Consider the following 23,771-nt stretch of genomic DNA (forward strand, 5'->3'; position numbering starts at 1 on the left):
TATGTACGAATTTGACTGGAGCTCAATCGCTCCCAGCCTGCCCTATCTGCTCAACGGCATGGTGATTACCCTGCAAATAACCGGAATTGCGATTGTCTTCGGTATTCTGTGGGGCACGCTGCTGGCGGTCATGCGCCTGTCGTCGTTCAAGCCTGTTAGCTGGTTTGCCCGCGCCTACGTCAACCTGTTTCGCGCCGTACCGCTCGTCATGGTCTTGCTGTGGTTCTATCTGGTGGTGCCGACTTTCCTGCAAAAAGTGCTGGGTCTGTCACCGAAAACCGATATTCGCCTGATTTCGGCCATGGTGGCCTTTGCCCTGTTCGAAGCCGCCTATTATTCAGAAATCATTCGTGCCGGTATTCAGAGTATTGCACGTGGACAGGCTTCCGCCGCGCTGGCGCTCGGCATGACGCACTGGCAGTCGATGCAGCTTATCATCCTGCCGCAGGCCTTCCGCGCCATGGTGCCGCTGCTGCTGACACAGGCCATCGTCCTGTTCCAGGATACCTCGCTGGTTTATGTGCTGAGTCTGGCGGACTTCTTCCGTACCGCGACCAACATTGGCGAGCGTGACGGAACCCAGGTCGAGATGATCCTGTTTGCCGGTGTCGTTTATTTTGTTATCAGTCTCTCTGCCTCGCTGCTGGTGAGCTATTTGAAGAAAAGGTCTCATTCATGATTTCACTGAAAAATGTCTCAAAATGGTATGGTCACTTCCAGGTATTGACGGAATGCAGCACCGAGGTCAAGAAAGGTGAAGTTGTCGTGGTGTGTGGACCTTCGGGTTCCGGAAAGTCGACGTTGATTAAAACGGTCAACGGATTGGAGCCGATTCAGAAAGGCGAAATTCTGGTAAACGGCACGCCGGTCAACGATAAAAAGACCAATCTGGCGCAGTTGCGGGCCAAAGTCGGCATGGTCTTCCAGCATTTTGAACTGTTTCCGCACCTGTCGATTGTCGAGAACCTGACGCTGGCGCAGGTCAAGGTATTGAAGCGCGACAAGGCGGCGGCAAAAGAGAAAGGGCTGAAACTGCTGGAACGTGTCGGGCTGTCGGCGCATGCCCACAAATTCCCGGGGCAGCTTTCGGGCGGACAGCAGCAGCGTGTAGCGATTGCCCGCGCGCTGTGTATGGATCCTATCGCCATGCTGTTTGACGAACCAACCTCGGCGCTGGACCCAGAGATGATAAACGAAGTGCTGGACGTCATGGTGGAACTGGCTAACGAGGGCATGACCATGATGGTGGTCACGCACGAGATGGGCTTTGCGCGCAAAGTGGCGAACCGCGTTATCTTTATGGATGAGGGGAAAATTGTCGAAGACCGCAATAAAGACGATTTCTTCAATAATCCCGAGTCGGATCGCGCCCGCGACTTCCTGGCGAAAATCCTCCATTAACGTCTGACTCAAAACACTCCCGGCTATCCAACGACACGGGGCCGCTTTTTCGGCGGCCCCGCAACAGGAAAAGTACGAGAGCGAATCGCGCAGCCGTCGCCTCGTCAACGCTGGTGCATCAAGGCTTGAAAGGCCTGCGGGAGAATTCGTCATGCCCGCATTCAGGGCATTTGGTCAGCACCTCGGGTGTGTAAACGGCCAGATGGAAGTGGCACTTTTCGCAGACTAAATCCCCCAACCCGACCACCTCCCCGCTGTGGTAAATGCCGTGGTGATTGACATCCTTGAACACCTCTTTCCACTCCAGCTGCGTTTTATCGGTGATATCCGCCAGTTCGCGCCACAGGCTTTCCTTGATGACGCGCATAAAGACGCTGTCCTCTTCGTCGTTTTCTTCGGTAACCGGCTGCACGGCAGGCTGTGCAGCCGCAGGTTGCGAAAAGGTTCGGCGCGCGGGCGCGTACTCGCCATAGATGCGGGCGAATTCCTGTAAATCGCGACGCGCAGACCAGGTCAGGCGGTCAACCTCCACCGGCGAGAGCTTGCCTTCGTTTTGCAATGTCACCCGCGCATCACTGACCAGCAGGTCGATATCGCGTTCACCGCCGCGCAGACGCTCCGTCAATGACACCATCAACTGGCGATAGTCCTGTTCTACATCACTCATAGCTTCTCCTTAATGTGCGGCTTAACGCATCAAACAGCGCGTTTATGTGTCATCTACTCCTGTTATTTTAGTCACGATTCTCTGAATGAGCTGGCCGCAGCGCGCAGTTTCCGCTTTGTCCTAAAAATAAACCTCGGCAGATCAGTAGAAAAAGCCGCCGGTGCCAAGCTTGGTGTTGTTGCGCTGGGCGCTTATCAGCTATGCTATGCGGATCTGTTTGAAACTTTTGTTATTAACATATTTGATTAACGAAATAGGGCTACGGATGTAGCTGTTTTTAACTAACATCAACCCGAAGTCTCTGAAGCCGCGGTTTCAGGCACTGAAGGTATTAGGGATCGTCGGCCGCCATGCAAGAGCAATACCGTCCAGAAGAAATAGAGTCACAGGTTCAACTTCACTGGCAAGAGAAGGAAACCTTTAAAGTCACCGAACAACCTGGAAAAGAGAAGTACTACTGCCTCTCCATGTTGCCTTATCCGTCGGGCCGCCTGCATATGGGCCACGTGCGTAACTACACCATCGGTGACGTGATTTCCCGCTACCAGCGCATGCTCGGTAAAAACGTGCTTCAGCCGATTGGCTGGGACGCCTTTGGTCTGCCTGCCGAAGGAGCCGCCGTTAAAAACAACACCGCACCGGCGCCGTGGACCTACGAAAACATCGAATACATGAAGAACCAGCTTAAACTGCTGGGCTTTGGCTATGACTGGAGCCGCGAACTGGCGACCTGTCAGCCGGAATATTACCGCTGGGAGCAGTGGTTCTTCACCAAGCTGTACGAAAAGGGTCTGGTCTACAAGAAGACCTCTGCGGTCAACTGGTGTCCGCACGACCTGACCGTTCTGGCTAACGAACAGGTTATCGACGGCTGCTGCTGGCGCTGCGATACCAAGGTTGAGCGCAAAGAGATCCCGCAGTGGTTCATCAAAATCACCGCCTATGCCGATCAACTGCTGAATGACCTGGATACGCTGGAAAGCTGGCCTGAGCAGGTCAAGACCATGCAGCGTAACTGGATTGGCCGTTCCGAAGGCGTCGAGATAACCTTCGATGTCGAAAAGAGCGAAGAGAAGCTGACCGTTTACACCACGCGTCCTGACACCTTTATGGGTGCAACCTACGCGGCGGTGGCGGCGGGCCACCCTCTGTCACTGCAGGCAGCCGCTTCACAGCCTGCGCTGGCCGATTTCATCGACGAATGCCGCAACACCAAGGTCGCCGAAGCAGAAATGGCGACCATGGAGAAAAAAGGCATGCCGACCGGCCTGTTCGCCGTGCATCCACTGACCGGCAAGCAGATCCCGATTTGGGTCGCCAACTTCGTCTTGATGGAATACGGCACGGGCGCCGTGATGGCCGTTCCGGGGCACGACGCGCGCGACTGGGAATTCGCCACCAAATACGACCTGCCTATCGAAGCCGTTATCCTGAATGCCGCCGGCAGCGTGCCTGACGTCAAGGCGGAAGTCATGACCGAAAAAGGCGTGCTGTGCAATTCCGGCGAGTTCGACGGTCTGGATCACGAGCAGGGCTTCAACGCCATCGCCGACAAGCTGGTCAGCATGGGCGTAGGCGAGCGCAAGGTGAACTACCGTCTGCGCGACTGGGGTGTATCACGCCAGCGTTACTGGGGTGCGCCAATTCCGATGATTACGCTGGAAGACGGTACCGTCATCCCGACGCCTGAAGATCAACTGCCGGTGATTCTGCCGGAAGACGTGGTCATGGACGGCATCACAAGCCCTATCAAGGCCGATCCCGAGTGGGCCAAAACCACCGTTAACGGCGTGCCGGGTCTGCGTGAAACCGACACCTTCGACACCTTCATGGAATCATCGTGGTACTACGCGCGCTACACCTGCCCGGACTACGACAAAGGCATGCTGGATCCGGCTGCGGCCAACTACTGGCTGCCGGTTGACCAGTATGTCGGTGGTATCGAACACGCCATCATGCACCTGATGTACTTCCGCTTCTTCCACAAGCTGATGCGCGATGCGGGTCTGGTGACCTCCGACGAGCCGGCCAAACGCCTGCTGTGTCAGGGCATGGTGCTGGCCGATGCCTTCTACTACCTCAACGAAGGTGGCGCACGTGTCTGGGTTTCGCCTATCGATGCTACCCTGGAGCGCGACGAAAAAGGCCGTATCGTGAAAGCGACCGACCCTGAAGGGCGCGAGCTGGTGTACGCGGGCATGAGCAAGATGTCCAAGTCCAAGAACAACGGTATCGACCCGCAGGTCATGGTTCAGAAATACGGTGCCGACACCGTGCGTCTGTTCATGATGTTTGCTTCACCGGCCGAAATGACGCTGGAATGGCAGGAATCGGGCGTTGAAGGGGCGAACCGCTTCCTGAAGCGTGTCTGGAAACTGGCCTTCGAGCACACCGCCAAAGGCGCGACCTCTGCGCTGGACGTGGCTGCGCTGACCGCCGAGCAGAAAGACCTGCGCCGTGATCTGCACAAGACCATCGCCAAAGTGACCGATGATGTGGGTCGTCGTCAGACCTTCAACACGGCCATTGCCGCGATTATGGAACTGATGAACAAACTGGGCCGTGCTCCACAGGAAACCACCCAGGATCGCGCGCTTATCCAGGAAGCCCTGCTGGCCGTGGTACGCATGCTTTATCCATTCACTCCGCACGTCTGCTTCACTCTGTGGCAGCAGCTGGGCGGCGAAGGCGATGTGGATACCGCACCTTGGCCGGTTGCCGACGAAAAAGCGATGGTTGAAGACTCCAAGCTGGTCGTGGTGCAGGTGAATGGCAAGGTCCGTGCCAAAATCACCGTCGCGGCTGACGCAACGGAAGAACAGGTTCGCGAATTGGCGGCACAGGAATATCTGGTCGCAAAATATCTGGATGGGGTCACCGGTTCGCAAGGTAATCTACGTGCCAGGCAAGCTGCTTAACCTGGTTGTGGGTTAAATCAAGGAGGCTTTTTTTGCGAGAAAAACTTTTGGAACGAAAAAACTCGGTGCCACAGCGTATTTTGATGCTGTTGTTAGGCGCTCTGGTGCTTATTACGTCGGGCTGTGGTTTCCACCTTCGCGGCACGACCAACGTGCCGGAAGAGCTGAAGACCATTACGCTCAACAGTTATGACCCTTACGGTCCGCTCACGCGCGAGATCCGTAACCAGTTGAAACTGAGTGACGTGAAGGTAGTACCAGCTACCGCAACCAACAAGAAAAGCCTGCCTGAGCTGCGCATAGTCAACTCGACGCAGGGTGAAGCGACGGCCTCCATCTTCCAGGATGGTAAAACCGCCGAGTATCAGTTGGCGATGACCGTTCAGGCGCAGGTGATGATGCCGGGTAAAGATATTTATCCGATATCCGTTACCGTGTTCCGCTCCTTCTTCGATAACCCGCTCGCGGCGTTGGCCAAAGACGCCGAGCAGGAGATAATCCAGAAAGAGATGCGCGAACAGGCCGCTCAGCAATTGATTCGTAAACTTCTGGCGGTTCACGCCTCGGAGCTGACGAAGAAAGAGCAAGTGACCGGCACGCCTGAAATTATCAGCTCCGGAACCGCTCCTGCGGCCAGCCTTACTGATAAATGATCCGTCTTTATCCTGAACAACTTGCCGCGCAGCTCCGAGAGGGGCTGCGCGCCTGTTATCTGCTATGTGGCAACGATCCCCTGCTGTTGCAGGAGAGCCAGGACGCCGTGCGTCAGGCCGCGAATGCCCACGATTTCAACGAACACTTCAGCTTTATTCTTGATGCCCATACCGAATGGGACGCCATATTCAGCAGCTGTCAGGCGCTCAGCCTGTTTGCCACACGCCAGACGCTGACCCTGCATTTTCCAGAAAACGGCCCCTCTGCGCCGATGGCCGAACAGCTTAAAACGCTGGTCAGCCTGCTGCATGACGATATTTTACTGATCCTGCGTGCCGGCAAACTGACCAAGGCGCAGGAAAATGGCGCCTGGTTCAAGGCCATCAGCGATCGCACCGTGTTTGTCTCCTGCCAGACGCCGGAACAGGCGCAGCTGCCGCGCTGGGTCGCCAAGCGCGCAAAAAGCCTTTCGCTGGAGCTCGATGACCCCGCCAATCAGTTGCTCTGCTATTGCTATGAAGGCAATCTGCTGGCGCTGGGGCAATCGCTCGAACGGCTTGCGCTGCTTTATCCCGACGGCAAACTCACCCTGCCCCGCGTGGAAGAAGCCGTAAACGATGCCGCGCACTTTACGCCGTATCACTGGCTCGACGCGTTGCTGGCCGGCAAAGGCAAACGTGCGTGGCACATCCTGCGCCAGTTGCAGCAGGAAGACAGCGAACCGGTGATTTTACTGCGGACCTTGCAGCGCGAACTGCTGATGCTGCTCAATCTGCGCCGCAAGATGGACACCCAGCCGCTGCGCAACCTGTTCGACCAGTACAAGGTATGGCAGAACCGCCGTGCGCTGGTAACTCAGGCGTTGCAGCGTCTGTCTCTGCAACAGCTTAATCAAGCGGTCCAGATGCTGACGCAGATGGAAATTCGCCTGAAACAGGACTATGGTCAATCGGTCTGGCCGGAACTGGAAAGCCTCTCCATGCTGCTGTGTGGAAAGCCGCTGCCGCCGAGCTTTATCGATGCAGGAACGCTGTAATGACCTCGTCCACAAAAGATGAAAACACGTTGATGGCGCTGTTTGGCGGCACCTTTGATCCTGTCCATTTTGGTCATCTGCGCCCCGTCGAACAGCTTGCGCATGAGATAGACCTCGAGAAAGTCATTCTGCTGCCAAACAACGTGCCGCCGCACCGCCCCCAACCCGAGGCGACAGCGGCCCAGCGGCTGAAAATGGCGCAGCTGGCAATCGAAGGTAACCCGTTGTTTTCAGTGGATTCCCGCGAGCTGCAACGGGATACGCCCTCCTATACCATCGAGACTCTTGAAACGTTACGTAAAGAACGTGGCAATAGGCAGCCATTGGCGTTTATCATTGGTCAGGATTCATTACTGACGCTTTACAAATGGCACCGCTGGGAGGCATTGCTCGACGTGTGTCATCTGGTGGTTCTGGGGCGACCGGGCTATGCCCGCGAGTTGACGACCCCCGAATTGCAGCGTTGGTATGAGGCGCACAAGCGGGAAGATGCCCGTCAGCTCAGGGAACACCCTCACGGCTTTATTTATCAGGCCAATACGCCGCTGCTGGACATCTCCGCCACCGAGATCCGCACGCGTCGTCACGAGGGCCGCGATTGCTCTGACTTACTTCCCTCCGCCGTTGAGCGCTATATCGACTCTCAGGGGCTCTACGTCGCGAATCCTTTATCTCGCGAATAGATCACGCGCGCAGACAACGCGTGTTATACTCCGCCGCTTAATTTTCGGTTCAGACAATACAATCCCCAGGGGGAATCTTTGCAAGGTAAAGCGCTCCAAGAATTCGTTATCGACAAAGTCGATGACCTCAAGGCCCAGGACATCATTGCTATCGATGTTGCGGGTAAATCCAGTATCACTGACTGCATGGTAATCTGTACCGGTACGTCAAGCCGCCACGTGGTGTCCATTGCGGGTCACCTGGTGGAAGAAGCCAAAGCGGCAGGCCTCGACGCGCACGGCATCAAGGGCATCAACGAAGCTGACTGGGTCGTTGTCGACCTGGGTGAAGTGATCGTTCACGTCATGCAGGAAGAGAGCCGTCTGCTCTACGAACTCGAGAAGCTTTGGGGTTAATCTGTGAAGCTGCAACTTGTTGCCGTGGGCACAAAAATGCCCGACTGGGTGCAGACCGGCTTTATGGATTATCTTCGCCGTTTCCCGAAAGACATGCCGTTCGAACTGATTGAAGTGCCCGCGGGAAAACGCGGGAAAAACGCGGATATCAAGCGCATTCTTGAAAAAGAAGGCGAGCAGATGCTGTCGGTGGTTGGAAAAGGCAATCGCATTGTTACGCTGGATATTCCGGGCACGCCCTGGGAAACGCCACAGTTGGCCCAACAGCTTGAACGCTGGAAGCAGGACGGCAGAGATGTCAGCTTGCTGATTGGCGGTCCTGAAGGGCTGGCACCAGCATGTAAAGAGGCTGCGGTTCAGAGCTGGTCGCTCTCTCCGCTGACGCTGCCCCACCCGCTGGTCCGGGTGCTGGTGGCCGAAAGCCTGTATCGTGCATGGAGTATCACCACTAATCATCCGTATCACCGCGAGTAGGCGGTCGGTCAATATCAGCAGCACAGTGAACTAAGTAGTGGGATGAAAATAGATCGTAACCCTTTTCGCGACTATACGGCTGAATCAGCCCTGTTTGTGCGCCGTGCACTGGTGGCGTTTTTTGGCATTCTGCTGCTTAGCAGCATACTGGTTTACAATCTCTACACCATCCAGGTGGTGCGTTTTCAGGATTATCAGACCCGATCCAACGACAACCGCATCAAGCTGGTCCCCATTGCGCCCAGCCGTGGGATAATCTATGACCGGAACGGCACGCCGCTGGCGCTTAACCGCACCATCTACCAACTGGAGATGATGCCGGAAAAGGTCGACGACGTGCAGGCTACGCTGGCTGCGCTGACGCCTATTGCCCAACTCACGCCGGAAGATCTCGACAATTTCGCCAAAGAACGCAAGCGCGCGCGACGCTTTACCTCGATCCCCATTAAAATTGGGCTCAACGAGGTACAGGTGGCGCGCTTTGCGGTCAATCAATTCAATTTCCCGGGCGTTGAAGTCAAAGGCTATCAGCGCCGCTATTATCCCTATGGTTCTGCCCTGACCCACGTGATCGGCTATGTTTCAAAAATTAACGATCGCGACGTTGAAAGGCTGGACAAAGACGGTATTCTTGCCAACTACGCCGCCACGCACGACATCGGCAAGCTGGGCATCGAGCGCTATTACGAGAGCACGCTGCACGGTAAAACCGGCTACGCCGAGGTGGAAGTCAACAACCGCGGCCGCGTGATTCGCCAGTTGCACGAAGAACCTCCGCAGGCGGGTAAAGACATTACGCTGACCCTGGACCTGCCGTTGCAGACTTATATCGAAGAGTTGCTGAAGGGCAGCCGTGCGGCCGTGGTAGTGACCGATCCCCGCGACGGCAGCATTCGCGCGCTGGTGTCGAATCCGAGCTACGACCCTAACCTGTTCGTCGACGGGATCTCCAGCAAAGAGTACAACACGTTGCTGAATGACCCTGACCGGCCGCTCATCAACCGCGCGACCCAGGGGTGTATCCACCGGCCTCGACGGTCAAGCCTTACGTGGCCGTGTCGTCCCTGACGGCGGGCGTTATCAATAGAAATACGTCGCTGTTCGACCCGGGCTGGTGGCAGCTACCGGGGTCGGAGAAGCGTTATCGCGACTGGAAACACTGGGGCCACGGGCGACTCAACGTCACCAAGGCGCTGGAAGAGTCCGCCGATACCTTCTTCTATCAGGTGGCTTACGACATGGGTATCGACCGCATGGCCGAATGGATGACCAAGTTCGGATTCGGCCAGTATACCGGCATCGATCTCTCCGAGGAGCGCAACGGCAATATGCCTACCCGCGACTGGAAGATGAAACGCTTTAAAAAGCCGTGGTATCAGGGTGACACCATTCCGGTCGGCATCGGCCAGGGTTACTGGACTGCCACGCCGATTCAGAACATGAAGGCGCTGACGACGCTGATTAACGACGGCAATGTCAAAACGCCGCACCTTCTGCTCAGCACGCAGGACGGCGCGACCAAGATTCCTTACCGCCAGCAGGAAGTGACCCAGATTGGCGATATTCATTCGGGTTACTGGGAACTGGCCAAAGACGGCATGTTTGGCGTGGCGAACCGGTCAAACGGAACGGCGCGCAAATACTTTATGGATGCGCCCTACAAGGCGGCGGCAAAATCCGGTACGGCGCAGGTTTATGGTCTGAAAGCCAATGAAACCTACAACGCCCACAAGATTGCCGAACATTTGCGTGACCACAAGCTGATGAACGCCTTTGCGCCGTTCGATCACCCGACCGTTGCGGTCAACGTGGTGCTCGAGAACGGCGGTATCGGTCCTGCGGTAGGCACGATTACAAGACAGATTCTCGACCATATCTTACTGGGCGACAATACGACGACATTACCGGCCGAAGCTCCTGCTCCGCCCGGCATCGAAGGTGATTAACCAAGAATGACTGAAAGCCAAAAACAAGGGTCGCTGTGGCACAAGATGCACATCGACATCACGCTCCTGCTCATCGTCATGGCGCTGCTGGTTTACAGCGCCTTCGTTATCTGGAGCGCCAGCGGGCAGGACATCGGCATGATGGAGCGCAAACTCGGCCAGATTGCGGGCGGACTGGTGATTATGCTGGTCATGGCGCAAATACCGCCGCGCGTCTATGAAAGCTGGGCGCCCTATCTGTATATTTTCTGCGTGTTTCTGCTGGTGCTGGTGGATGCCTTCGGACAGGTCAGTAAAGGCGCACAGCGCTGGCTCGACCTCGGCGTGGTGCGTTTCCAGCCCTCGGAGCTGGCAAAAATCGCCGTTCCGTTGATGGTCGCGCGCTTTATCAACCGCGATATCTGCCCGCCCTCGCTGAAAAATACCGCCATCGCGCTGGTGCTTATCTTCGTCCCTACCCTGCTTGTGGCTGCGCAGCCCGACCTCGGAACGTCGATTCTCATCGCCGCATCCGGGATTTTCGTGCTGTTCCTCTCCGGTATGAGCTGGAAACTGATCGCATGCGCCGCCGTTCTGGTCGCGGCGTTTATTCCTATTCTGTGGTTCTTCCTGATGCATGATTATCAGCGCGACCGCGTGATGATGCTGCTTAATCCCGAGAGCGATCCGCTCGGCGCGGGTTATCACATCATTCAGTCGAAGATTGCCATCGGCTCCGGCGGATTCTCGGGGAAAGGCTGGCTGCACGGCACACAGTCGCAGCTCGAGTTTCTGCCCGAACGTCACACCGACTTTATCTTCGCGGTGCTGGCCGAAGAACTGGGTCTGGGTGGCGTCCTGGTGCTGCTCGGTCTTTACTTATGCCTGATTACCCGCGGGCTGGTGATTGCCGCCAAAGCGCAAACCACCTTCGGCCGCGTGATGTCGGGAGGGTTGATGTTGATATTCTTTGTTTATGTCTTTGTTAACATTGGCATGGTGAGTGGTATAGTCCCTGTGGTCGGGGTGCCGTTGCCTCTGGTCAGTTATGGTGGTTCGGCGCTAATCGTGCTGATGGCTGGGTTTGGTATCGTCATGTCGATACATACTCATCGAAAAATGTTATCGAAAAATTTATAGGGGTGAGTGATGCGCAAGGAGTGGTTAGGGGCGATTATCGCCGGGCTGTTATTGAGTGCCTGTAGTACGACGCCAGACAATCAACCGCAGCAGGCTGCGCCGGAACCGGCCTACAACGGTCCCGTGGTCGAGATTGGCGGTGCCGATCCGGTCTATGAACCGCTGAATGCCAATGCCAATAACGACTACAGCGCCAACGGTAACAGCTACAAGATTATCCGAGACGCCTCGCGCTTTACCCAGACGGGCACCGCGACCTGGTACGGCACGGAAACCGGCAGCAACGTCACCGCAAGCGGCGAAGAGTTCGATGCCTCGGCCATGACCGCCGCGCATCCAACCTTGCCGATTCCGAGCTATGTGCGTGTTACCAACCTCGCCAACGGCCGTATGCTGGTGGTACGAATCAATGACCGCGGCCCGTTCACTTCCGACAAGATAATCGATCTGTCGAAAGCGGCCTTCGATCGCCTGAATCTGACCAACAGTACACGCGTTAAGCTCGATATCATCAATGTGGCGCAAGACGGCACTCTGTCCGGTCCGGGCACCGTCGGCACGACCGTCGCCAAGCAGACCTACGCCCTGCCTTCCCGCCCGAGTCTGGGTGCGAGCGATATGGGCACTCCGATTCAGTCCGCCCCCCGGCTATCGGTGCGGCAGTACGTCCTATCGACAACAGTTCGCTGAATACGCAAACCGATGACGACAACGGCGACGGCGCGACCTCCGGTGCGGCGGCTTCAACCGGCGGAGGTTTCCTGCAGGCACCGAAACCTTTGCCTTCCGGCGTGCTGGAAAGCAGCGAACCGGCGGCCGAGGAGAGCTCGTCTTCCTACAGCACTGCGGCCGTTGCAGCCGCACCGGTTGCGGCCGCTTCCGTTGCGGCTGCCCCACGCGCAGCACCGGCTCCGCGCCAGTCCGCCCCGGTATCTGGTGGCGGTTACATGGTACAGGTGGGCGCGCTGAGTAATCCGCAAAATGCCGATCTCTGGCAGAAAAGCCTGAGCAAGCGTTTTTCCGTTCCGGGTAAAGTACAGGCCAACGGCAGCACCTATCGCGTGCAGCTGGGGCCGTTCAGCAGCCGCCAGCAGGCGACCCAGCTGCAACAGCGTCTGGCAAGCGAAGCCCAGCAACAGTCGTTTGTGGTTTCAGCCGCAGCGATGTAATTCCGGTTGCCCGAGCACTGGCGCACGTCAGTGCATCGGGCACTTAAAACCGTCAACGCCGCGCAAAATCAAGGGCAAAGCGGGGTAACAGCCTGTAAAATTCGGTAAATACCCGCAACCTCGAGTATTGGCAGATGTCTGAATGTGTCTGTTCTGCTATAATGTGGCACGTTTTTAATTCACCTTTACGGATGTTGTTGTCTCAATCATGAAACTCGCCTCTTCTACTCGTTTAGCCAAAGGCATTGCTCTTGGCACTGTCATTACGTTGGGTTCCGCGTCCGCTGCCTTCGCAGACGATATCAATCTCAAGACCATGATTCCTGGCGTTCCGCAGATCGATGCCGAAGCCTATGTTCTGATTGACTACAATTCCGGCAAAGTGCTTGCAGAAATGAACGCCGACGCGCGTCGTGATCCTGCCAGTCTGACCAAAATGATGACCAGTTACGTCATCGGTCAGGCAATCAAGTCCGGCAAGATAACGCCTTCGGATGTCGTGACCGTCGGTAAAGATGCCTGGGCGACCGGCAATCCGGTGTTCAAGGGGTCATCCCTGATGTTCCTGAAGCCTGGCGATCGCGTGCCGGTTTCCGAGCTTAATCGCGGCATCATTTTGCAATCCGGTAACGATGCCTGTGTTGCCATGGCCGATTACGTTGCCGGTAGCCAGGATGCCTTCGTCGGCCTGATGAACAACTACGTGAGCGCGCTGGGTCTGAAAAACACCCATTTCGGTACCGTTCACGGACTCGACGCCGAAGGTCAGTTCAGTTCGGCGCGCGATATGGCGCTGATAGGTCAGGCACTGATCCGCGATGTGCCGGAAGAGTACGCGACCTATAAAGAGAAAGAGTTCACCTTCAACAATATCCGCCAGACCAACCGTAACGGTTTGCTGTGGGATTCCAGCCTGCAGGTTGACGGCATCAAGACGGGTCATACCGAATCTGCCGGTTACAATCTGGTGGCTTCTGCCACCGAAGGCCAGATGCGTCTGATTTCGGCGGTACTGGGCGGCCACACCTATAAAGGGCGTGAAGTTGAAAGTAAAAAGCTGCTGACCTGGGGCTTCCGCTTCTTTGAAACTGTGGCACCGCTGAAAGCGGGCAAAGAATTCGCCTCTGAACCGGTCTGGTTTGGCGACAGCGATCGCGTTGAGCTGGGTGTTGATAAAGACGCCTATCTGACCATCCCACGTGGCCGTATGAAAGACTTGAAAGCCAGCTATGTGCTCAATAACACGGAACTGCATGCCCCATTGCAGAAAAATCAGGTCGTTGGCAGCATCAACTTCCAGCTTGACGGCAAAACCATCGACCAGCGACCGCTCGTAGTATTGAACGAAGTTAAAGAAGGTGGATTCGTCAGCCGCATCGTCGATTATATTAAACTGATGTTCCATCATTGGTTTGGCTAAAAGACCGTATGCAGGGGTTGAAAATGTGCGCGTTAACCCCACATAAAATATATAATTAGCTCCCGCTCCGGCGGGAGTTATAATTTATACATCTATTAGCAGTATCTACGCGGGAGTGCACATGAAAACCAAACTTAACGAACTACTCGAATTCCCCTGCTCATTCACCTACAAGGTAATGGGTCTGGCGCAGCCCGAGTTGGTTGACCAGGTTGTGGAAGTCGTGCAACGTCACGCGCCTGGCGATTACAACCCGCAGGTGAAACCAAGCAGCAAAGGTAACTACCATTCCGTTTCAATTACCATCACGGCAACGCATATCGATCAGGTCGAAACCCTGTACGATGAGCTGGGTAATATTGAAATCGTGCGTATGGTTCTCTAAAGACAGAGAAAACAGGTCAGCGTAGCCCTTATGAGCTACGCTGATTTTCTTTGTATCCCCCTCTTTTGCCAATGACGATGACCGCCGTGCAACGAGAAAAACTGCAAGACCGCATCACACTGCGCCACCTTGGCCTGCAACCCTACGAACCCGTCTCGCATGCCATGCATCTGTTTACCGACACCCGTACTGCCGATACGCAAGACGAAATCTGGCTGGTCGAACATCCAAAAGTGTTTACCCAGGGTCAGGCCGGTAAAGCCGAACACGTGCTGTTTCCGGGCGATATTCCGGTGATTCAGAGCGATCGCGGCGGACAGGTGACCTATCACGGGCCGGGCCAGCAGGTGATGTATGTGATGATCGACATCAAACGCAGAAAAATCGGCGTACGTCAGCTTGTCACCGCCATTGAACAGACCGTGGTAGAAACACTGGCCGCCTTCGGCATCGACGCCTATCCCAAAGCCGATGCACCGGGCGTGTATGTTGACGGCAAGAAAATCTGCTCGCTGGGACTACGCATTCGCAAAGGCTGTTCGCTACACGGTTTGGCATTGAATATCGATATGGATCTCGAGCCGTTCCAGCGCATCAATCCCTGCGGTTACGCCGGTTTGCAGATGACGCAGGCCAGTGCCGAAAAGCCCGGCGTCACCGTCGAGCAGGTTTTGCCGGTGCTGGTCAAAGCCTTTAATAAACAACTGGGATATCATCAGGTAGATTATTCGTTCGGGCTCCCGACCGCCGCCGTGGCCGAGTAACCAGAAACGGATTGGTTCAGCTTTACAACGGCCCATGAGCAGAGCTAATAATAACCTCATGATTCATAGGTTAAATTTTAAAATTAATATCTTATAAACAAAAAAATAACAACTTTTCGTCCTATATCGCCGTTCAGGGGCTGAATGCTGTCCCGCTTCGATGATATAATTTGAGCATAATTTCTAATATTTTTTTAATGAAGCAGCTAGTTCATTGAATGTCATAAAAAATCTCGCCCGCGAGAGACGATACTGGAACCTGCAAGATTATGAGTAAACCGATTCAGATGGAACGCGGCGTCAAGTACCGTGATGCTGATAAGATGGCGTTAATTCCGGTGAAAACCGTGGTATCAGACCGACAGGAAATGCTCCGCAAGCCGGCCTGGATGAAAATCAAGCTTCCTGCCGACTCTTCTCGTATTCAAGGCATCAAAGCTGCGCTGCGCAAGAATGGGTTGCACTCCGTTTGCGAAGAAGCGGCCTGCCCCAACCTTTCCGAATGCTTTAACCACGGAACGGCGACCTTCATGATTTTGGGCGCTATCTGTACCCGTCGTTGCCCATTCTGCGACGTGGCCCACGGGCGTCCGGTTGCGCCAGACATCAATGAGCCGCAGAAGCTGGCGCAAACCATCGCCGACATGGGTTTGCGATATGTCGTTATTACGTCCGTTGACCGTGATGACCTGCGCGACGGCGGTGCCCAGCACTTTGCCGACTGTATCAGCGCGATTCGCGAGAAAAACCCGACCATCAAAATCGAGACACTGGTGCCCGATTTCCGGGGTCGTATGGACCGCGCGCTCGACATTCTGAATGTTACGCCACCCGACGTGTTCAACCACAACCTTGAAAACGTGCCGCGCGTGTATCGTCAGGTGCGTCCGGGCGCAAACTATGAATGGTCACTCAAGCTGCTTGAGCGTTTCAAGGAAGCGCATCCTGAAGTGCCGACCAAATCCGGTTTGATGGTCGGTCTGGGCGAAACCAACGAAGAGATCCTCGAGGTAATGCGCGATCTGCGTCGCCACGGCGTGACCATGCTGACACTGGGCCAATATTTGCAGCCAAGCCGTCACCACCTGCCGGTGCAGCGCTACGTGTCTCCGGAAGAGTTCGAATACATGAAAGAAGAAGCGCTGGCGATGGGCTTTACCCACGCGGCCTGCGGTCCTTTCGTTCGCTCGTCCTATCATGCCGATTTGCAGGCCAAGGGTATCGAAGTCAAATAACCCGGCTTTCAGACATAAAAAAAGCTGCTTAAAAAGCAGCTTTTTTTTGCGTTGGATTCAATAAAGACGACTCAGTCTTTATGGTTCTACACGCTGTTCAGTCTGTGCATCCGCTTTGGCAACGGGGGCCGGATCGTCATTCATGGCCTTTTTGAAGCCTTTCAGCGCAGCACCGAGATCGCCACCCAGTGAACGCAGTTTGCTGGTACCGAAAAGCAGCACAATCAGCACGCCGACAACTAACAGTTTAGTAATACTCAAACCTTCCATAAATACCTTCTTTACACTGATTGCTGCATGAAACAGCTTGGGGATAACGGCGTCGCGCATGGCGACCTGAATTTCGTCCCTGTACGGAATGTAACCATTGCCGTCATTATGGGCCTGCAACACCCAGCATTAAAGCTTTTCTTTGCATATTCAAGATTTCTTACAAAGAAGCGAGGCGTACAAAAAGTGCGGAGATTATACGCTCGTGATCGCCCTTGAAACAAACCTTGCGTGCTCTCTTTAACGAGAAATCAACAGATCGACAACAAAAAAGGGCGAGTCAGATAAAATATCCCCTCGCCCTGCTGCATTTTGCCTTCTAGATAAAACGACTCAGAAACGCCTGGAAACGCGGATGCCGGGGATTAACCAGCACTTCCTCCGGCGGCCCCTCTTCAATCACATGACCGCCGTCCATAAACACCACCCGATCGGCCGCTTCACGGGCAAAGCCGATTTCGTGGGTCACCACGATCATCGTCAGCCCCTGATCGGCCAGACTGCGCATGGTCGCGAGCACTTCACCCACAAGCTCGGGATCAAGCGCGGAGGTCGGCTCGTCAAACAGCATCAGCTTGGGTTTGATGGCCAGCGCGCGCGCGATCGCCACACGCTGCTGCTGACCGCCGGAAAGATGACGCGGATAGGCATCGGCCTTGTCGCTCAACCCGACCTTTTCCAGCAGTTGACGCGCATAGCTTTCCGCCTCGTGACGGCTCTGCTTGTGCACCCCAATCGGCGCTTCGACGATGTTTTGCAACACGGTCATATGCGGATAGAGGTTGAACTGCTGAAACACCATGCCAATGTCACGACGCTGGCGGGCAATGCCGCGCTCCGAGAGTTTACGCAGCTGATTGCCGTGCAGTTCATAGCCAATCTGCTCGCCGCCGACCATGATTGTGCCGCGATCGATATCTTCCAGATGATTGATACAGCGCAGAAAAGTCGATTTTCCAGAGCCCGAAGGGCCGAGGATCACCACCACTTCGCTTGGCTTCACATCCAGATTGATGCCTTTCAAAACTTCGTTGTCGCCGTAACTTTTATGGACATCGCGCGCGGTGACCAGCAAATCCTGCACAGGGGATGCGCTCTGAATCATAAGTCCTCCTTCCGGGCAAGATTGGGTTGTGCCATAACGGCCTTGGCTTCGGCGCTCGGCTGGCGACGTTTTGCCGCCACGGTGCGGCGTGTACCTTTCGAGTAGAAGCGCTCGATAAAGGACTGCCCCACATTCAGTACGGAAGTGATAAGCAGATACCAGATAACCGCGACCATCAGCATCGGCACCACTTCAAAGGTGCGGTTATAGATGGTCTGCACCGAATACAGCAGGTCACCCATTGCAATCACGCTGACCAGCGATGTTGCTTTAATCATGCTGATCAACTGGTTACCCGTTGGTGGAATAATCGAACGCATCGCCTGGGGAATAATGATGCGACGCAGCGCTCGACCTCGGCTCATGCCAAACGCCTGCGCGGTTTCGGCCTGACCGTTATCCACCGACAGCAGACCAGCGCGGATAATCTCGGCCATATAAGCGGCTTCGTTTAACGCAAGACCGGCAATCGCCGCCGTCAACGGCGTAATAAGGTCATTGGTATTCCAGGTTGCAAACGTCGGGCCGACGAAAGGCAGACCCAGCGCGACCGTCGGGAACCAGCGTCGACATGTTGTACCAGAACAACAGCTGAACCAGCAGCGGTGTGCCCCGGAAAAACCAGACATACATGCCCGACAGACGGCGCAGCAGCATACTTTGCGACAAACGCCCCACCGCCAGCAGCAGACCCAGTAACGTGCCGAGGACCATTGACACGACGGTAAGCCCGAGCGTGACACCCAGCCCGTGAATCACCGAGGTTTCGGTAAACCACTGGCTCACGACGTGCCACTCGAAGTTCGGGTTGCGGGCCACGCTGATGATGACATCAATGGCAATGACCAGAGCGACTATCCAGGCAACCCAGCGGCCATAGTTACGCGGCGCATGTGCAAACTCGACGTTGCGACGTGGGTCCTGCGTATAGTCGTCCCTGCTGACTGGTTTTGAACTATACGTATTATCGGTCATTTAGTTGGTTTTCCCAGATTGACGCCCGGTGCCGGCAGCATGTTGCCTTCGAGGTTCCATTTTTTCATGATGAGCGCGTAGGTGCCGTTATCAAACAACTCCTGCAGCGCCTCCAGCAGTACCTTGCCGATTTGCGAATCTTTCGGCACGACGGCTCCCTGGAAGATGTCATTGAAACCGTTGGATTTACCTGCGCCCGCCAGCGTCAGCTGACCGTTGGACTGTTCGATAAAGTAAGACAGCGGCGCCTGGGAAGAGAAGAACGCGTCGGAACGTTTGGAGCGCACGGCCAGAATCGAGGTCGGCTGATCGGTAAAGGATTGCACGGTGATCGCCGGTTTTCCGGCCTTCACACACTCTTCGGACTGCTGCTTGATAACTTTTTCGGCGGAGCCGGCGGCCATTACGGCGATACGCAGCCCGCAGGTGTCCGTCAGTGACTGAATATTTTTAGGATTACCGTTCGGTACGGCAAAGGCGACGTACTCTTTGACGTAATCGATGAAGTCATTTTTCGCCTGACGTTCAGGGTAGTCGCCGATAGGCCCGAAGCCCATCTGATAGCGGCCCGAAGAGATGCCGGTGAGAATGCCGGACAAGCCGCTGACGGAGGCGTGTTCTACCTTGACATCCAGCAGTTGACCCAGCGCCTTGGTTAAATCGGCGCTCGCACCATCAATGCCGTGGGTGCCGGTCACGATTTCATACGGAGGAAAAGAGCCGTTGTTGACAGAGGTAATGACACCGGACTTCTGGATATCGGCGGGTAATTTGGCATGCAGTGCCGGATCGGCTTTCAGAACCGGAATAGAAACACTTTCGGCCGCAAAGGCATTGAGGGAAAGTAATGCAGTGGACAAGAGAGCAGCACGACGAAATTGTTTAAGCATCATCATAATTCCTGTGTAATTGGACGCTACCCGCTATCTTTCATCGTGCAGACGCTATCTGTCGCCGTTTGCACCATGAGAACAGGGATATCGGTGTTGTGAATGTTGTGAATGTCTTTTTATTGGCACCTTCCGTGGTGCAGATGTCCCGAACGCCTTTGATTTTTAAGCCACTATTTCCGGCGCTGAAATAGCGGTTGCTTCGCAGCGCTCCCTGGTGCGGGTTCGCGCTTTTACTGCGCCGACGCTCGTGCCGCCTGATTTCACGTTAGGTTGACGGAAAATCAGGCGACCTCCGAGTGCCGGTTGACGCTATTAACGCAACTGCGGCACGCCGAAGCAGCGATTTTCCAGAACGGGCAGCGCCTTGCGGGCGTAGGCCAGACGTTCTCTATCGATGTCGGCAAACACCAGCGCCGGCGCTTCTGCGGCGCGGGCAATAGCCACACCCAGCGGATCGACGACCATGCTGTTGCCAATATTGCGCTCGCCACATTCGCCAACCGCCACGATATAGCTGGTGTTTTCCAGCGCACGCGCGGTGACCAGCACTTCCCAGTGCATCTCTTTCAGTGGACCTTTCACCCAGGCGGCCGGCAGCACCAGCACTTCGGCCCCATCGAGAACCAGACGACGCGCCAGCTCGGGGAAACGCACGTCATAGCAGGTCATCAACCCGACCTTATAACCGGCGACCTCAACGAGTGGAGGCACTTCGGTGCCCGGCGTCACGTTTTTGGACTCTTTGTTGGCAAAGGCATCGTACAGGTGAAGCTTGCGATATTCCGAAATAATTTCGCCATTACGGATAGAAATCAACACGTTCCATGCACGACCGTCGGGCGCTGGCGTGTGGATGCTCATCATGGTGGTCAGTTGATTGCCCTTGCTGGCAGCTATCAGTTTGCTGACAAACGGACCATCAAGCGGTTGCGCCGCTTTCAGAACCAGATCCGGATCGGTGATATCACGCGCCAGAATGCCTTCCGGCAACACCAGCAGATCGGCACCGGCTTCGAGCGATTTGCTCATCAGCGAAAGACAGGTTTCGACATTCTCTTCCCACTGACGGGATACGGCAAACTGACCCATTGCAACTTTCATGTTCACTCCAGAAGCCTTGTACGGCCTGTAAGGGAGATGCCGCGAGGACGAATCGGCCCCGCGCGTCATCCGATGTTATTTGGCGTAGGCCGGGAAAAGATCGGCGGGCGTCAGGCGCTCGCTCGTGATTTTCTGCGCGTACAGCTCATTGGCGAAGTCGGCAATCATCTTCTCGTTCTTTTCGAACCCGTTGTCATTCCAGTCAACCGGCAGATCCACCACGGTACGGCGAATATCGTCCAGCAGCCACGGCGTGGTGTCGGCGTACTTGACGCGCTTGTCCATCCATACCTGATAGGACTTGTCGATAATCTCGCTGAGCGCGGCGGCCAGCCACGGATGCTCGGCGGCCACGTCGGCCTTGATGGCCAGAATATGCATGCCCGGCACGTAGCCAACGCGGTTGAAATACTCCAGTTCGGACTGACGGAAATCAGGCTGCAACTGGCGGAAACCGGAGCCCGGCTTGAAGAAACCTTCCGGCATGAACGGAGTGAAAATCGCGTCCAGCCAGCCCTCTTTCAGCAGTTCCATCATTGGGCGTTCGCCCGGACAGGCTTCGATGCGCCCTTCGCGGCCAAACCCGTTAAGGCGGTCGACAATCGGATGCGCCTCGGTCAGGCGACCGGCGTACCAGTAAGCATCGTCGATACCCACGCCGTCGACGCTCAGCACTGTGCGGGTCCAGGTATTGCCGGAATCCTGCCAGCCGGTAACGCCGATGCGCTTGCCCGCCAGTTCGGAAATTTTGGTCAACGGGCTGTCTTCGCGGGTAATGATGCAGCGTTGACGAAAACCGCGCATCAGAAAGTGCGGCACCGCAAAGACGTCATCTTCACCCTTGGCGCGGCCCTGTGCGTAGCGGCTGAACGAGATTTCGGCGGCGTCGTACTTGTCGCTGGTGCCTAAATCGCCGACCAGTGTGCCCACGCGGTCAATCTCGAGATTGAAACCTTCAGGTTTGATATCGCCCAACGCCAGCGGCGTAAAATAATCCCAGTCACGCACGGCCAGCCTGATAGTAATCGCCACGTTTTTCCCCTTATGTCTGCAAATTTGCTGAATTTAAATGAGAGAATATCAATATGCCTGTCTGAGCGGAGTCTGAGCACATGGGTGTAATGTGATTATTTTATCGCCTCCGTTGACTAAGTTTGATACTAATAGCATAAATTAATATGTACAATAGAATCTTTGTTACTGAACAAAAGGTGATTTGATGGGTGAAAGTCTTAAGGAAAAAACGCTCGATGCAGAATGGTTTGCGCAGCATTTGCAGGACCGCTCCATGCGCGGCATTGCCATTGAAACGGCTGCGCTGATTCGCTCGGGCGTTATCGAGATTGGCACCCCTCTCCCTTCCGTGCGCGACCTGGCGCAGTCCCTCGGCGTCAGTCCGGCCACCGTTTCTGCCGCCTGGGGCCAGTTGCGCCGCCAGAAAGTCATCGCCGGACGCGGCCGCAACGGCGTGTGGGTCTGCGGCGATACCCTGTCGCCTCGCCCTGCACGTTTCGAGAAGATAGGCAATTTTGGCGACCATATCATCGCCGATATGACGCTGGCTTCGCCCGATCCCGAACTGTTGCCCCGTCTTAATCAGGCGCTGCTCAGCAGCGTTGAAGCGGATAATCTCAACAGCTATCAGCGCGAAGCGATATCGCAGGTATTGCTCGATGCCGTAAAACCGAGCTGGCCCTATGAAGCCGACGCATTCATGGCGGCCGATGGCGGTTTCGATGCCATGAATCTGTCGTTGCAAACCCTGATTATGCAGGGGTCAGTGGTGGCGATTGAGGATCCGACCGCCACGCGCCTGCTGGACATGCTCGATAACATTGGCGCGCAGGTTATTGCCGTGAAATGCGATGAATTCGGGCCGACCCCCGAGTCGCTGCAGGCGGCGCTCAATAAAAACCCGGCCGCGTTTATCTATCAGCCGCGCACCCATTCGCACTGTGGCCATATCGTCAGTGTGCAAAGAATGGCGGAAATGGCCGAGATACTGCATACCAGCCAGGCGTTGATCATCGAAGACGACGGAATTGGCGAGCTGGCGAGCACCGCGCCGCTCAGTCTCGGGCAATTCTTACCCAAAAGAACGGTGCACGTGCGCTCCTATTCCAAGGCTTACGGCCCCGATCTGCGCATGGCGGTTATCTCCGGCTCTCACGATTTAATCAAGCAGATCAAGTCGTTTCGCAACTTTGGCGCAGGGTGGTCCAGCCGAATCCTGCAACACGCGCTGGCGTGGCTCATCAAGGATCCGGTCACCCAGGAAGGCATTCACGAGGCGCGCAAAGTCTACGCCGCACGACGTCAGGCGCTGGTCGATGCGCTGGCCGGTTCGCGGCATTGCCCTGCCGCCCCGCGACGGGCTTTCCGTATTGATCCCCGTGCCTTCCGAGCAGTTTGCGCTGGTGACTCTTGCCGCGCGCGGTATCGCCGTCTTGCCGGGCGAGCGCAGCCGCATTGGTCCTGGACAGTTTATCCGCGCCAGTACCAGCCTGATGCGCCTTGAGCAGGTAGATACCATTGCCGATGCCATTGTTCTGGCAATGGGATGAACGTCAATGCCTCTACCCAGCGGAAAATTATTTCGGTAATATGACCCACGAATTGACAAGCAGCAGGAGATGACATTCCTCCATAACCGCCTTTACCGGCTAATGATGTCTACGCAATCTCATCGAGAGGTTCGTAGCATGACGCCGGAACCTTTCTGAACATTCACCTCATTTTATGAAAGGCACTTATGTTTGCTACTTTTTTAGCCGTATTGATTGGCGGCGGTGTGGGCAGTGTTGCACGTTGGTATATCAGCCTCAAACTCAATCCGACCACCTCGCTGGTGCCGCTCGGCACCCTGGCCGTCAATCTGGCCGGGGCGTTTATTATCGGCGTGGTGATTGCGATGTTTAACCGCATGACGCAGTGGGACCCGGTATGGAAGATGCTGTTAACCACCGGTTTTTGTGGCGGCATGACCACTTTCTCGACCTTTTCGCTCGAAGTGGTGTATATGCTGCAAGAGGGGCGTTTCGGCGCGGCCTTGCTGAATATTGCGCTGAATCTGCTTGGCTCGATCACCCTGACCCTGCTGGGTTTCATGCTGGTCAGCTGGTACAGCGGCCACTAGCGCGATGAACAATTAAGTCTTTTT

The 23,771-nt window shown here is 55.6% G+C and carries 19 protein-coding genes, 5 pseudogenes and 1 riboswitch; of the genes and pseudogenes, 17 read left to right on the forward strand and 7 right to left on the reverse strand.

The annotated features are described in order from the left end of the window. The first annotated feature begins 1 nt into the window (after position 1). A complete protein-coding gene (gene gltK / locus O1V66_RS12390; protein WP_045046158.1) occupies positions 2–679 on the forward strand; it encodes a glutamate/aspartate ABC transporter permease GltK in 678 nt (225 codons plus the stop codon). Beyond that, entirely contained in the window at positions 676–1,401 is a 726-nt protein-coding gene (locus O1V66_RS12395) for an amino acid ABC transporter ATP-binding protein (protein WP_045046157.1), read from the forward strand. The genes gltK and O1V66_RS12395 overlap by 4 nt, the downstream gene beginning before the upstream one ends. A 118-nt stretch (positions 1,402–1,519) precedes the next feature. On the opposite strand, the gene O1V66_RS12400 is transcribed toward O1V66_RS12395, so the two are convergent. Next, the gene (locus O1V66_RS12400; protein WP_045046156.1) at positions 1,520–2,068 is read right to left on the reverse strand and encodes a zinc ribbon-containing protein; all 549 of its coding nucleotides are present in this window, start codon (positions 2,066–2,068) and stop codon (positions 1,520–1,522) included. Positions 2,069–2,418: 350 nt separating this feature from the next. Here O1V66_RS12400 and leuS point away from each other — a divergent pair. From leuS to lipA, 13 genes and pseudogenes are all read left to right on the forward strand, one after another. After that, positions 2,419–5,002, forward strand: a pseudogene (gene leuS / locus O1V66_RS12405) (leucine--tRNA ligase). Positions 5,003–5,051: 49 nt separating this feature from the next. Further along, positions 5,052–5,639 (forward strand): LPS assembly lipoprotein LptE, encoded by a 588-nt coding sequence (gene lptE / locus O1V66_RS12410; RefSeq protein ID WP_152623573.1) that lies wholly within the window; start codon positions 5,052–5,054, stop codon positions 5,637–5,639. Continuing rightward, positions 5,636–6,676 carry a DNA polymerase III subunit delta gene (gene holA / locus O1V66_RS12415; protein ID WP_045046153.1) on the forward strand — a complete coding sequence of 347 codons (1,041 nt, stop codon included), beginning with the start codon at positions 5,636–5,638 and terminating at the stop codon, positions 6,674–6,676. Before lptE ends, holA begins: the two co-directional genes overlap by 4 nt. Beyond that, complete coding sequence (gene nadD / locus O1V66_RS12420; protein WP_045046152.1) at positions 6,676–7,359, forward strand: nicotinate-nucleotide adenylyltransferase; 684 nt, start codon at positions 6,676–6,678, stop codon at positions 7,357–7,359. The genes holA and nadD overlap by 1 nt, the downstream gene beginning before the upstream one ends. A gap of 78 nt (positions 7,360–7,437) precedes the next feature. Next, entirely contained in the window at positions 7,438–7,755 is a 318-nt protein-coding gene (rsfS, locus tag O1V66_RS12425) for a ribosome silencing factor (RefSeq protein WP_045046151.1), read from the forward strand. Positions 7,756–7,758: 3 nt separating this feature from the next. After that, positions 7,759–8,229, forward strand: coding sequence for a 23S rRNA (pseudouridine(1915)-N(3))-methyltransferase RlmH (gene rlmH, locus O1V66_RS12430; protein ID WP_045046150.1), 471 nt, complete (start codon positions 7,759–7,761; stop codon positions 8,227–8,229). A 42-nt stretch (positions 8,230–8,271) separates the two neighbouring features. Further along, a pseudogene (gene mrdA / locus O1V66_RS12435) lies at positions 8,272–10,175 on the forward strand (peptidoglycan DD-transpeptidase MrdA). Positions 10,176–10,181: 6 nt separating this feature from the next. Further along, the gene (gene mrdB, locus O1V66_RS12440) at positions 10,182–11,294 is read left to right on the forward strand and encodes a peptidoglycan glycosyltransferase MrdB (protein WP_045046148.1); all 1,113 of its coding nucleotides are present in this window, start codon (positions 10,182–10,184) and stop codon (positions 11,292–11,294) included. 9 nt (positions 11,295–11,303) lie between these two features. After that, positions 11,304–12,463, forward strand: a pseudogene (gene rlpA / locus O1V66_RS12445) (endolytic peptidoglycan transglycosylase RlpA). A 208-nt stretch (positions 12,464–12,671) separates the two neighbouring features. Continuing rightward, the gene (gene dacA / locus O1V66_RS12450; RefSeq protein WP_045046146.1) at positions 12,672–13,883 is read left to right on the forward strand and encodes a D-alanyl-D-alanine carboxypeptidase DacA; all 1,212 of its coding nucleotides are present in this window, start codon (positions 12,672–12,674) and stop codon (positions 13,881–13,883) included. A gap of 121 nt (positions 13,884–14,004) precedes the next feature. Next, positions 14,005–14,268, forward strand: a complete 264-nt coding sequence (gene ybeD, locus O1V66_RS12455) for a DUF493 family protein YbeD (RefSeq protein ID WP_009636895.1) — start codon at positions 14,005–14,007, stop codon at positions 14,266–14,268. Positions 14,269–14,345: 77 nt separating this feature from the next. Next, positions 14,346–15,032 carry a lipoyl(octanoyl) transferase LipB gene (gene lipB, locus O1V66_RS12460; RefSeq protein ID WP_045046145.1) on the forward strand — a complete coding sequence of 229 codons (687 nt, stop codon included), beginning with the start codon at positions 14,346–14,348 and terminating at the stop codon, positions 15,030–15,032. 269 nt (positions 15,033–15,301) lie between these two features. Beyond that, positions 15,302–16,267 (forward strand): lipoyl synthase, encoded by a 966-nt coding sequence (lipA, locus tag O1V66_RS12465; protein ID WP_045046144.1) that lies wholly within the window; start codon positions 15,302–15,304, stop codon positions 16,265–16,267. A gap of 78 nt (positions 16,268–16,345) precedes the next feature. On the opposite strand, the gene tatA is transcribed toward lipA, so the two are convergent. From tatA to O1V66_RS12495, 6 genes and pseudogenes are all read right to left on the reverse strand, one after another. Further along, positions 16,346–16,537, reverse strand: coding sequence for a Sec-independent protein translocase subunit TatA (gene tatA, locus O1V66_RS12470; protein ID WP_269128356.1), 192 nt, complete (start codon positions 16,535–16,537; stop codon positions 16,346–16,348). Between the two features lie 319 nt (positions 16,538–16,856). Next, positions 16,857–17,642 (reverse strand): amino acid ABC transporter ATP-binding protein, encoded by a 786-nt coding sequence (locus tag O1V66_RS12475; protein ID WP_045046143.1) that lies wholly within the window; start codon positions 17,640–17,642, stop codon positions 16,857–16,859. Continuing rightward, a pseudogene (locus O1V66_RS12480) lies at positions 17,639–18,617 on the reverse strand (amino acid ABC transporter permease). The gene O1V66_RS12475 and the pseudogene O1V66_RS12480 overlap by 4 nt, the downstream one beginning before the upstream one ends. After that, entirely contained in the window at positions 18,614–19,510 is an 897-nt protein-coding gene (locus O1V66_RS12485; RefSeq protein ID WP_045046141.1) for an ABC transporter substrate-binding protein, read from the reverse strand. Before O1V66_RS12485 ends, O1V66_RS12480 begins: the two are co-directional and overlap by 4 nt. A 312-nt stretch (positions 19,511–19,822) precedes the next feature. Further along, entirely contained in the window at positions 19,823–20,611 is a 789-nt protein-coding gene (locus O1V66_RS12490) for a deaminated glutathione amidase (RefSeq protein WP_045046140.1), read from the reverse strand. 75 nt (positions 20,612–20,686) lie between these two features. Further along, complete coding sequence (locus O1V66_RS12495; protein WP_045046139.1) at positions 20,687–21,643, reverse strand: substrate-binding domain-containing protein; 957 nt, start codon at positions 21,641–21,643, stop codon at positions 20,687–20,689. Positions 21,644–21,830: 187 nt separating this feature from the next. Here O1V66_RS12495 and O1V66_RS12500 point away from each other — a divergent pair. Both O1V66_RS12500 and crcB read left to right on the forward strand, forming a co-directional pair. Further along, a pseudogene (locus O1V66_RS12500) lies at positions 21,831–23,175 on the forward strand (aminotransferase-like domain-containing protein). 56 nt (positions 23,176–23,231) lie between these two features. Next, a riboswitch (Fluoride riboswitch) is annotated at positions 23,232–23,294 on the forward strand. Between the two features lie 69 nt (positions 23,295–23,363). After that, positions 23,364–23,747 (forward strand): fluoride efflux transporter CrcB, encoded by a 384-nt coding sequence (gene crcB / locus O1V66_RS12505; protein WP_045046137.1) that lies wholly within the window; start codon positions 23,364–23,366, stop codon positions 23,745–23,747. Positions 23,748–23,771 lie beyond the last annotated feature (24 nt).

The organism is Rouxiella chamberiensis (genome assembly GCF_026967475.1).
Lineage (GTDB): Bacteria > Pseudomonadota > Gammaproteobacteria > Enterobacterales > Enterobacteriaceae > Rouxiella > Rouxiella chamberiensis.